General features: G+C 39.8%; 1 protein-coding gene. It reads left to right on the plus strand.

The features are described 5' to 3' along the window. The coding region (locus tag CWC28_RS21240; RefSeq protein ID WP_138625744.1) for an immunity protein Imm33 domain-containing protein at nt 1–302 on the plus strand (302 nt) is incomplete at its 5' end. Between the last annotated feature and the right edge of the window lie 118 nt (nt 303–420).

The following is a 420-nucleotide window of genomic DNA, read 5'->3' on the forward strand; positions in this document are numbered from 1 at the left end:
ATAGTGCACAATATACACCAGTTGACGAGGAGCAAATGGTAGTAATATCTGACGGTGTATATGAGGGGCTGCCTTTAGAAGGAGTTCGTTACCCTTCACCGGACCATATGAGCGGTTGGTGGTTAACCACTGACGAATATAATGGAGATATTTCGAGTTTAAAAACGGTTCACTTTACTCATATTGTAAAATATAGACCTGAAGTAGCTATTTATATGGCTTTGCCACCTGGTTATCGATTCATGCTGGGTGGAGAGCAAGAACATGTTTGGTTTGATGAAAAAGTAGCAAACGACAAATAGATAATATCTTTTTAATTCAGAGCTTCGCACTCTCGGGCTTTGTTCTTAATAAACATGGCTCAAAGAAGAAACTCGATATCTTATATTTGCACCTAAAGCCTAGCACCTAGCACCTAGC

Source organism: Pseudoalteromonas sp. S4492 (assembly GCF_005886115.1).
In the GTDB taxonomy this organism is placed as follows: Bacteria; Pseudomonadota; Gammaproteobacteria; order Enterobacterales; family Alteromonadaceae; genus Pseudoalteromonas; species Pseudoalteromonas gelatinilytica.